The 9,372-nt window shown below is 46.1% G+C and carries 10 protein-coding genes and 3 pseudogenes; 6 read left to right on the top strand and 7 right to left on the bottom strand.

Translation table 11 applies throughout. The features are described 5' to 3' along the window. The coding region (locus H6F93_RS11405; RefSeq protein WP_524537931.1) for a transposase-like zinc-binding domain-containing protein at positions 1-74 on the bottom strand (74 nt) is incomplete at its 3' end. A gap of 697 nt (positions 75-771) precedes the next feature. Between H6F93_RS11405 and istA the strand changes: the two are divergent. Together istA and istB are read left to right on the top strand one after the other, a co-directional pair. Then, positions 772-1,827 (top strand): annotated as a pseudogene (gene istA / locus H6F93_RS35165) (IS21 family transposase); the annotation flags it as partial. A gap of 496 nt (positions 1,828-2,323) precedes the next feature. After that, positions 2,324-3,025, top strand: coding sequence for an IS21-like element helper ATPase IstB (istB, locus tag H6F93_RS11395; protein ID WP_190680788.1), 702 nt, complete (start codon positions 2,324-2,326; stop codon positions 3,023-3,025). Between the two features lie 288 nt (positions 3,026-3,313). On the opposite strand, the pseudogene H6F93_RS11390 reads toward istB, so the two are convergent. The 4 genes and pseudogenes from H6F93_RS11390 to H6F93_RS11375 form a co-directional block, all read right to left on the bottom strand. Continuing rightward, positions 3,314-4,025 (bottom strand): annotated as a pseudogene (locus H6F93_RS11390) (IS6 family transposase). 328 nt (positions 4,026-4,353) lie between these two features. Beyond that, complete coding sequence (locus H6F93_RS11385) at positions 4,354-5,004, bottom strand: hypothetical protein (RefSeq protein WP_190680786.1); 651 nt, start codon at positions 5,002-5,004, stop codon at positions 4,354-4,356. Between the two features lie 149 nt (positions 5,005-5,153). Continuing rightward, positions 5,154-5,315: a hypothetical protein gene (locus H6F93_RS11380; RefSeq protein WP_190680784.1), complete on the bottom strand. Its 162-nt coding sequence runs from the start codon at positions 5,313-5,315 to the stop codon at positions 5,154-5,156. Between the two features lie 46 nt (positions 5,316-5,361). After that, positions 5,362-5,547, bottom strand: coding sequence for a hypothetical protein (locus tag H6F93_RS11375; RefSeq protein ID WP_190680782.1), 186 nt, complete (start codon positions 5,545-5,547; stop codon positions 5,362-5,364). A gap of 427 nt (positions 5,548-5,974) precedes the next feature. Here H6F93_RS11375 and tcmP point away from each other — a divergent pair, with 427 nt between their 5' ends. The 3 genes from tcmP to H6F93_RS11360 are packed head-to-tail and all read left to right on the top strand — an operon-like array spanning position 5,975 to position 7,929. Then, entirely contained in the window at positions 5,975-6,901 is a 927-nt protein-coding gene (gene tcmP / locus H6F93_RS11370) for a three-Cys-motif partner protein TcmP (RefSeq protein ID WP_190680779.1), read from the top strand. 25 nt (positions 6,902-6,926) lie between these two features. Further along, complete coding sequence (locus H6F93_RS11365; protein ID WP_190680777.1) at positions 6,927-7,667, top strand: DUF5131 family protein; 741 nt, start codon at positions 6,927-6,929, stop codon at positions 7,665-7,667. Positions 7,668-7,716: 49 nt separating this feature from the next. Next, a complete protein-coding gene (locus H6F93_RS11360; protein ID WP_190680774.1) occupies positions 7,717-7,929 on the top strand; it encodes a hypothetical protein in 213 nt (70 codons plus the stop codon). Between the two features lie 453 nt (positions 7,930-8,382). Here H6F93_RS11360 and H6F93_RS35160 read toward each other — a convergent pair. Both H6F93_RS35160 and H6F93_RS35155 read right to left on the bottom strand, forming a co-directional pair. Beyond that, a pseudogene (locus H6F93_RS35160) lies at positions 8,383-8,541 on the bottom strand (sigma factor); the annotation flags it as partial. Positions 8,542-8,553: 12 nt separating this feature from the next. Further along, positions 8,554-8,703, bottom strand: a complete 150-nt coding sequence (locus tag H6F93_RS35155) for a sigma-70 factor domain-containing protein (protein WP_190680772.1) — start codon at positions 8,701-8,703, stop codon at positions 8,554-8,556. Between the two features lie 210 nt (positions 8,704-8,913). Here H6F93_RS35155 and H6F93_RS11345 point away from each other — a divergent pair, with 210 nt between their 5' ends. Beyond that, positions 8,914-9,372 carry a hypothetical protein gene (locus H6F93_RS11345; RefSeq protein WP_190680770.1) on the top strand — a complete coding sequence of 153 codons (459 nt, stop codon included), beginning with the start codon at positions 8,914-8,916 and terminating at the stop codon, positions 9,370-9,372.

Here is a 9,372-nt window from a genome sequence, read left to right as displayed (position 1 = left end):
CAAATGTGATTTTGCTTACCTCTTCTTTTCCCGTTCTTACGGATGTGAGTGGAACCGCATTCAGGACACTGCATCGAAATTTCCCCTAATTCATACCTCCATTCTGCAACGCCATTCTAAACCACTGTATATCCCTCTGCTGTCACTCTGGCTAAAGAATAGCTGAAACGAGGTAAATTCGTTGATACCAGACTGGATGAATTAAGCTAAACCGTACATCAACAGCACAAGAATTTATCCTCCTTTCAGAGTGACAGAAGCTGCCCAAGAGCCATTCTGCTCCTTATGTACGAAAGAAACAGAGTTGTGAAGTCGCTATCCCCTAAACTTGTGCCGTGCCTTGACAGTTAAGACCGACCCCTCACTGATGCATTTGGCTCGTACGGAAGCTTGGTTCTGGACTAGGACGGTTATGACAGTGGTGAAGTGAGTAATTACTATCCCGTTTAGGAGACTCTATCGTCCGTCAATCCAGGTCAAGGCGCACTTGTTTATCCTATTAGCTAAATCAGAAGGTTGTGTCGCAAAAACTTATAAAGGACAAGCGATTGGTATTGTTTTTGTTCGGCGACAATAACCTTGGCTGGATCGAAAAGCAATGACTTGACCGGTTATCAGATCGCAACCCAAGGTTAGATCGCAAGGTCAACCTGCATTGAAGGTGGGGGGCTGGTCAAACCGTAAAAAAAGCACTAGAGAACTCCCAAGGGTTTACAGGGAGAGCTACCAGTGCCAGGTACATATATTCAAACCTATCAGGTTCAAGTGTATATGCGAGCAAGGGAACAAGGGTGCACGCAGCAAGCATCAGCTGCCATCGCTGGCTTTAGCGAGCGGAGTGGTAGACGGATAGAACAGGGAGAGCATCAACCGAAGTACGGACCAGAGCGCGAGTGGCGGACGCGCCCCGACCCACTTGCCGGGGTGTGGGAGAGTGAACTAGAACCAATGCTCAAGCGGGAACCCCGCTTAGAGCCAACGACCTTATACGAGTATCTCATTAACAAATATCCAGGGCAGTATGAGCAAAGCTTGCGAACTTTGCAGCGGCGGGTAGAAACCTGGAAAACGCTATATGGTGACCCCAAGGATGTAATGTTCCAGTTGCGACATGAACCTGGAGAAATGGGATTGTCCGACTTCACCGAGTTGAAGGGGGTCGAGATTACGGTCGATGGCAAGCCGTTTGAGCACATCCTCTACCACTACCGCTTAGCGTACAGCGGCTGGCAGTATGTGCAGGTCATTCAAGGCGGGGAAAGCTTTATCGGCTTGTCGGAAGGATTGCAGAATGCTCTTAACGCCTGTGGAGGAGCACCAAAGTTGCATCGCACCGACTCTTTGAGTGCCGCGTATCGCAACATGGCAGGTAAGCGCTACAAGCCGTTAACTCGCTTTTATGACGAGTTGTGTGAGCACTATCGGATGCGACCGACGCGCAACAACACAGGTCTTGCCCATGAGAATGGCTCGATTGAATCGCCACATGGACACTTCAAGCGCCGGTTAGTGCAACAGTTGTATTTGCGTGGCAGTTTTGATTTTGAGTCGGTGCAATGCTATCAGAGGTTCATCGAGCAGGTTATAGCCACGATTAACGCCAAATGCACAACTAAGTTTGAGGACGAGAAACACCACCTGCAACCATTACCCAAGTATCGCTTTGCTGATTATGAGGAAGCCTTAGTCAAGGTCAGTTGTTATAGCACCATTGAGGTGCGCTGTGTTCTCTATAGTGTGCCGTCACGACTGATTGGACGACAACTCACCGTGCATCTCTACCATGACCGCCTGGTCGGATTTGTCGGCAAACAACAAGTCATTGAGCTTGCTCGTGTCCGAGGTGCTAGTAGCGGTACCCATCGCCGTGCCCGCTGCATCAACTATCGCCATATCATTGAAGGACTGCGCCGTAAACCCAGAGCCTTTTTATATTGCACCTGGCAGCAGGAAATTTTACCCACCGAGCAATGGCGAGGTCTCTGGCAACAGATGAGCGTGCAGTTTGATGCTGATAGTGCTGCCAAAGTCATGGTGGAAGCCCTCTACATTGCCGCCACTCAGGATAAGGAGACGGCAGTTGCAGACTACCTTGAGGTGCAATTGCAGCAGGACAGTTTAACACTCGTCCGCTTACAGCAGCACTTCCAGTTGCTCTCCTCCCCTGCACTGCCCGCCGTTAATGTTCAGCAACACGAGTTATCCGAGTATGACCAACTCCTTAGTTCCACCCCCTCCACCAACGACACCAACCCCTCATCTGTGTGCGAGCAACCCTTATCAGAGTCTGAGCCTACTGCTCAAACAACTGCGTTTGTCCCATATGCTCAGCCACTGGCAAAGCCTGGAAGCCAAAGCGATTCAGGAGAATTGGTCGTACGCTCAGTTCTTGCTAGCACTGTGTCAATTAGAGGCGGACAGAAAGTTACAAGTGAGATTGCAGCGAGCTCTAGCAGAAGCACAGCTGCCAACCGGAAAAAGCTTTACCACCTTCAACTTTGAGCACTGTCCTCGTCTCAACCCAACTCCCCTGGTACAATTAAGCCAAGATGCTGGTTGGTTAGAGCGAGCCGAGAACCTGATTTTGCTGGGTCCAAGTGGCGTTGGCAAAACGCATCTTGCAGCAGCACTGGGGCGAAGTGCGATTGAGTGCGGTAAGCGAGCTAAATTTTTCTCAGCCACTACCCTAGTCCAGCAGTTGCAATATGCCAAACTGCAATTGCAATTGTCAGCAACCCTCACAAAACTAGACCGCTTCGATCTACTGATCGTTGATGATTTAGGCTATGTCAAAAAGAGTGAGGCGGAAACGGGTGTGCTATTTGAACTCATTGCTCATCGTTATGAGCGCAGGAGTTTGCTGGTCACAGCGAACCAGCCGTTTAGTCAATGGGATGCGATCTTTTCTGACTCCACCATGACGGTCGCTGCGGTAGACCGATTAGTGCATCATGCTCTCATTATTGACATTCAAGCCCAGAGCTTTCGCAAGCAATCTGCACTAGAACGGGCTCAACCGACGTAGCTTTTAACGGTGCGATCTGCAATGTACGCTTTGCCTAGTTGCTCAGGAGAGCAACTAGGCTACGTCAGTATCATACTTCTGGCGTTACTGATTCACGATTTAACTGGGGTTGAACGGGCTGTCGTGTGAACACGACAGTCCACTTTTAGTCCAAATCTAGTCTCGCTTTGTAGTGCCGATTAGTAGTTGTCACTCTAGCGCGACAATTCATTTGGGTTGTCCTTAACCAGACAAGGTGAATTTAGATAATCGAGCAAGGTAGTTGACACGAGACATGTTTTCATTGCCTTAAGTAGCAATTCCAAAAATCGCTTCGATAAATTTCACTCCAGACACACTGTCCCCTGGTTTGACTCCTTTTACTTGTCCTTTGCGAATCATACTCATCGCTTCGATTCCCCTCAAAGTTCTTCTCGCACTATTGAACGACTTAAACCCCATCATCGGTCTAGTAATTCGCTTGATATTTCTGTGGTCCTGTTCAACGACGTTATTGGAGTATTTCACTTGCCGTAATTCGGTTGTTTCAGCCAGCGTCTCATCTTCTTTGAGCGCTTCTATTGCCACTGAGTAAGCCGCATTCTTGTCTACTGTAATAACTCGTGGAGTCCTAGTGTGCTGTGCTTTGAGCACCTTGCGGAAAAATCGGGCTGCTGCCTTGCCATCCCGCTTGGCGCTTAGCATAAAGTCCAGAGTATTCCCCTCCGAATCGACAGCACGGGTTCAGATATTTCCACTCACCCTTGATTTTGAGGTAAGTCTCGTCAGTTCTCCACGAGTCGTTTGTCGGCTTCAAGTGAGGTCGGATGCGTTTGTCCAGTTCTGGGGCGTACTTCAAAACCCAACGATTGAGCGTCGAATGGTCTACCTCCACCCCCCGTTCCTGCATCATCTCTTCGAGATCCCGGTAGCTCAAGGCGTAACGACAATACCATCGGACGTTAAGCAGGATGATTTGAGGCAAAAAGTGCCGCCATTTCAATGAAGCAGGGGTAGACATCAAAGGAAGAGAAGGCAAGGTTAGTTCTATGTACCTTACCACCCACTAGTTTTTGCGACACAACCGTCTCATCCTTCACTTGAATAGTTGAGAACTCTTTTATTCTGACTGAATTTCTGATTAGGCGAACAACTTTTCTCTATGATTAGCATGAAGCTCCACCCTCTGCTGACGCAAGGTGATGGAGCTTCATCGTTTGATTCTTCCCAGAGCCCGCTAGGAAAAAGCTTCTCTGGGTTGAGGTTTTGCCCTTCCAGGCTTTGCTCACCATCAGCACATCAGCTAGTTGTGCTAATGGTGAGGTCAACTTTGGTGTGAAGGTACTGCTTTACGAGGCGACGCTCGCTTCGGCTACCTCCCGTGAGAGGCTGTATTGCCCCTTCTTAGCCCAATACCACTGGTCGTTCTTTAAGCCAATCGAAAGAACATTCGAAACTCGGTTACGAGCGTCATTGCGAGCTGCTTGAGGAGTCGCATCGACAAAAAGTGTGTTCACGATCTCTGGAACACCTAAAACTGCCTCCGGTTGACTTTGCATTACACTTGCCACCGCTCGAGGGAGAGACAACTTCGCAAACTCTTTGCGGATGTAGTGCTGCCAGCCCTTAGCAGGCTCATCGGACTTCAATTTTCTCGTCGTTTTAGCATTACGTCCCTTAGCAGGAGTCTTAGTTCCTTTGGCAACCTGTTCTTTTGAACCCGCTGTCTCAGCATCAGAAGCTGCAATTAATGGGTCTGCTGCTGGGGGCGCAGGGGATGCAGGTTTAGATTGCTCTTCCAGCGCAGATGGTGACTCTACAGAGGAAGAGTCTGTCGAACTAAACAATTCAATCACCGTTTGCAAGCCCTGGCGCTTCTGTCCAATTGCCTCTAGCTGAGCGGTGAGTGCGGCGACTTCGGCTACTAGCGCTGCATCTGCCTCCAGTAGTTTCGAGAGTGTCGAGTCGGAAGATGTTTCAATAGTTTGAGCTTGGGGCATAGGAATAAGTTCTCCAGTTGGTGAATGTCTGTTTGAGGTTGATTCTGATCAAGGCACCGCAGCTTTAGCACACTCACCTACTGCAGTAGATTCTAAGTAGCTAGAAAGAGTGAGGGGAAATGTTTAAAGCCCCGTTTATGATGACTAGACTAATTTAATAATATGCATTGACAAGTAATTTCGTCATCCTTCAACTGCGCTTTCGTGTCGCTCTGTTCAAACTCAATCTCCAGTCCAGCAGCAATGTTCTGGAGTTTGGGTTTGGTCATTTCACGGGTGGTCAGTTGGTCGCGAGTGTAGGTGGTAGTCATTGTTTTGCCTCGATTAATGTCTAGTCAGTTAGCAGTCAAGCGGTCATCAGTTAGCACGTTGGCGCTCAGCTTTTAGCTGCTGGATGTAATCCGGGAAGCGTTGACCTAACAACACGTTCTCAATCAGGAAGCGGCGATCGCCTTGGGTCGATAAACACAGATCAGAAACAAGCTTGGTCAGTTCTTCGGTGGTCATCGCTTCAAGTTGTTGAACCGTGTAGTTGGTAGTCATCTCAGTGCCTCGTTTGCTTGTGATGCCCCTATCCTCACCAGCTTTTTTAGTAGTGTCAGCAGCAATCAAGTGTTTTAGGATTCGAGTTACTGACAGGTTTTAAGTAACTCCATCAGCTAGGCGAATCAGAGTTTTCAGGCATCAAAAAGAGCGCCTGACTTCTGCTGTCAAGCGCTCAATATGAGGAGTATTGAAAACCAGATTAACTGACCTTCCTGAACAGTAACTTGACTTGCTTAAATTGGTTAGGCAGCAGACTTTGTTGTTGCCAGTGTGAAAAGAGATAGTGGACAAGCTTACGTTTTTGGCGGTGAAGGGTGTATTTTTCCTTCCGAGCAGATATTAGACAATCAACCTTCTATTAACAACCTACAATTCTTAGAGGCTATAACAGTAACAACAAAATAGCCACTGAGGTTAATTGAGAATGATTAAGCATTCATTTGGCGGCGATTGGACAACTCAGAAACTAAGGTGTTTGGATAAGTACTTACATGCATATACAAAAATTATGAGCAAGCATTTCAGTGAGTATATGTATATTGATGCTTTTGCAGGAACAGGTTGGTTAACTCTAAAACAGAATGAGGATGAAGATGAACAAAGTCAACAACCAAGCTTACTCGACCTTCTTGCTGATGGATCGAGTTCTGAGCAACCCGAAACTTCCTCAAGCAAACTTAAGCAGCAATTGGACGGCTCTGCTCGAATTGCATTGAAAGTTGAACCGACTTTTACAAAATATTTATTTATAGAGAAAAGTAAGCCAAGATTCTCAGAGCTTCAAAAACTGAAATTAGAGTATCCTGAACAGAAAATTATATTTAAGAACTCAGATGCAAATGCTCTTATTCAAGAAATTTGTCATGAGTACCAATGGATGAAGGATGGCGTTCGTGCCGTACTTTTTCTAGATCCTTACGGAATGCATGTTTCCTGGAAAACCATTGAAGTTGTTGCCAAAACAAAAGCAATTGATCTTTGGTATCTTTTTCCAATTGGCATAGCCCTTAACAGACTACTTAAAAACAATGGAAGAATTAGCGAAGCAAATCGTTGTAGAATAGACACAGTTCTTGGTACATCAGACTGGTATGAATTATTTTACGAAACGTATATTGAAGAGCCAAACTTTATTTCGGAAGTTATGGGTTACGGGCAGCAAACTCATACCAGAAAAACTGCCAATTTTGAACGGATTAGCCAATACCTAAATGAACGTTTTTCTAGTATTTTTCAAGGGGTTGCTAACAATCCAAGGATGTTACTCAATTCTAAAAATAATCCTCTGTATCTTTTATGTTTTGCTTCCGCAAATCCAAAAGGCTCAGCTACAGCAATAAAGATTGCATAAGATATTCTTGGTAGGGGATAAGAAGATGAGTACAAATTCAACAATAGAATGGACTGAAGCTACTTGGAATCCTACAACTGGATGCCAAAAAGTTAGCCCTGGCTGCTTCCACTGTTATGCAGAGCGTTTTGCAGAACGCTTTCGAGGTGTTCCTGGACATCCTTATGAACAAGGATTTGATATTAAACTATGGCCTGAAAGATTAAAGCTGCCATCTTCCTGGAAAAAGCCTCGTTTAATATTCGTAAACTCGATGAGCGATTTGTTTCATCAAGATATTCCAGACGATTTTATTCATGAAGTATTCCTTGCGATGTCGAAGGCTGATTGGCATCAATTTCAGGTATTAACAAAACGTCCAGAGCGATTAGTTGAAATAGCCAGGCAAATTAAGAATTTTCCTCGCAATGTCTGGGTTGGAGTTAGTGTCGAGTCCCAAGCTTGGATGTGGAGAGCTGAGGCCCTAAAAGAAGTTCCAGCTAAAGTTCGCTTCTTGTCATGCGAACCATTGCTTGGCTCACTGAAAATTCCTCTAGATGGTTTGAATTGGATTATTGTTGGTGGAGAATCAGGTCCTGGTGCTCGCCCTATGGATATTGAGTGGGTCAGGAACATCAGAGATCAATGTGTTGAAGCTGAAGTACCCTTCTTCTTCAAACAGTGGGGTGGAGTGCGTAAGAAGAAGTTTGGGAGAGAATTAGATGGGCGTACATGGGATGAGTTTCCGAGAATTGCAGAACTAAATGTTTTAGCTGAAGTTAAGTAGCGCCAAAACCAATCCCCTAAGTTGGACAGGCTTTCTTCGGTGCCTTGAAATGTCTGTTCTTAGTGATCTGCCAGTTGCGTATTGCACTTTCCTCCAACTTCCGACTTTCTGTCGGATCGCTTTCACACCTTTCATATCAGGGTTTTCACAGGTTGAGAGAGCAGAACAACCGCAATTTAAGGCGGATGAAGCCGACTTAAATTGGAAAGATGTCGGTCTTGTCGGAGAAATTCAGTTTTTTGTCGCCTTTACGGACACTTGAAAAGGATCGGATACGGCTTGAGGATCATCGTGGGAAAGGAAGTGGTTGAGGAATTCCCTCATATAACTTCCGATAACTTCCGAAAAGAGGCTTCCAGCAGCTTGACCGACCGAGCAACCTTACCCAACGATGGCTTGCAGCCATCCACGCTGCCAATGCCTCAGCACTGTTCGATGATCTGGCGGTCGCCCGCGTCACTGCCTGCCGAATCCACCAATAAGCGTAGGTGCTGAACTTAAACCCTTTGATAACGTGAGTTCGGGTTAAGCCAAACGCTGTGAAGCTTGATACAAAAAGCTTTAACCAAAGGGTAGTGCTGTAACCCCTTTTCAATAAGGCTATTTATTGAGAATACTTGCATTTATGGGCTTTGTTGACAATAGCTTGATTCACTGCAATGAAACGAGGTACGAAAAATCAGGGGTTCTAATGATTTCTTATCCCGAACTCACGTTTGATAGGGTCAAACTTCTCAGTAGCCCGGTCAAGCCCTAGACTGTCTTCCTGAATCGAATCCAGCAATTCCAAACCTCGATTCTGATACTTCTTGGCAATGGAGACGACCAGACGCAGGTTTGTCCCAATCACTCGACGTTTGGCGCGATCGCCCCTGTGAATTGCTGCCTAGTCTTGCTCTGCTGGCTCCTTCTCCCGTTCTGCTAGCCCTACCTGAATCTGCCTAGCCAATGTCAACTCTTTCTCTGCACTTAAAAGGCGAAACCGTCCGATCTCTTTCAAGTAACACCGGACGGTATCAGTGGATGTTTTTGTCATGGGGGATGAGAGGTTAGTTCATCCGCATTGTCTCAAGTTGAAATTTAACCGTTGATAGCTGCGATCGCTCAATTGCAGCGCTGGCTTTGAGGAGATTCATATCTCTTTCACGGTTTTTCATCGCTACTTTAGGTAAAATTTCAAAAAATAAGGGCAGCTTAGAAAGAAATCTACGTAGTCAAGTAACGTATGACTAGCAATAACCAAAGCATGTATACCGAAGCAGAACTTAAAAAACAATTCAAAAGCTTTCAAGATGCTAGAAAAGCCTTCCCTGGCATAAAAGCGCGAGGGTGGGAGACCTTAGCACAGAAACTGAATGAGCCTTCCCCGGAGCAACTTAAAACTCAGGTAAAAGCTTTGAACGAACTCGTTGAATCTTTGAAGCAAGAAATTGAAGCTCTCAAGAAATCTGTAGTTCAACCGTCTGACTTTGATGAGATTGGGTTTTGGTTATTAGACCGCAATTTTGATCGTTCAAAATTTGAAGACTTTGACATAGCAGAAGATGCAACAGAATGCGAATCTGCCGCAAAGTCTGTCTACAAAAAACTGGCTCAACAGTATCACCCTGATAGTGGTGGTACAGATGAGCAAATGGCTAACGTTAATCGCCTTCATGAGCAGATGATGGCTCTGGTAAAAATGAATGGCGGGCTGGGTGTCTAG

Origin of the sequence: Leptolyngbya sp. FACHB-671 (assembly GCF_014695745.1) — a bacterium.
Taxonomy (GTDB): domain Bacteria; phylum Cyanobacteriota; class Cyanobacteriia; order Elainellales; family Elainellaceae; genus JAAUTN01.
This window is presented reverse-complemented; position numbering and strand designations above follow the sequence as displayed.

Bases quoted from the DNA above. Each gene is read 5' to 3' on its own strand.
- H6F93_RS11360 (WP_190680774.1), top strand. From the start codon at position 7,717: ATGTCTGTTCTTAGTGATCTGCCAGTTGCGTATTGCACTTTCCTCCAA.
- H6F93_RS11375 (WP_190680782.1), bottom strand. From the start codon at position 5,547: ATGACTACCAACTACACGGTTCAACAACTTGAAGCGATGACCACCGAA.
- H6F93_RS35155 (WP_190680772.1), bottom strand. From the start codon at position 8,703: ATGACAAAAACATCCACTGATACCGTCCGGTGTTACTTGAAAGAGATC.
- H6F93_RS11345 (WP_190680770.1), top strand. From the start codon at position 8,914: ATGTATACCGAAGCAGAACTTAAAAAACAATTCAAAAGCTTTCAAGAT.
- H6F93_RS11385 (WP_190680786.1), bottom strand. From the start codon at position 5,004: ATGCCCCAAGCTCAAACTATTGAAACATCTTCCGACTCGACACTCTCG.
- tcmP (WP_190680779.1), top strand. From the start codon at position 5,975: ATGATTAAGCATTCATTTGGCGGCGATTGGACAACTCAGAAACTAAGG.
- H6F93_RS11380 (WP_190680784.1), bottom strand. From the start codon at position 5,315: ATGACTACCACCTACACTCGCGACCAACTGACCACCCGTGAAATGACC.
- istB (WP_190680788.1), top strand. From the start codon at position 2,324: ATGCTCAGCCACTGGCAAAGCCTGGAAGCCAAAGCGATTCAGGAGAAT.
- H6F93_RS11365 (WP_190680777.1), top strand. From the start codon at position 6,927: ATGAGTACAAATTCAACAATAGAATGGACTGAAGCTACTTGGAATCCT.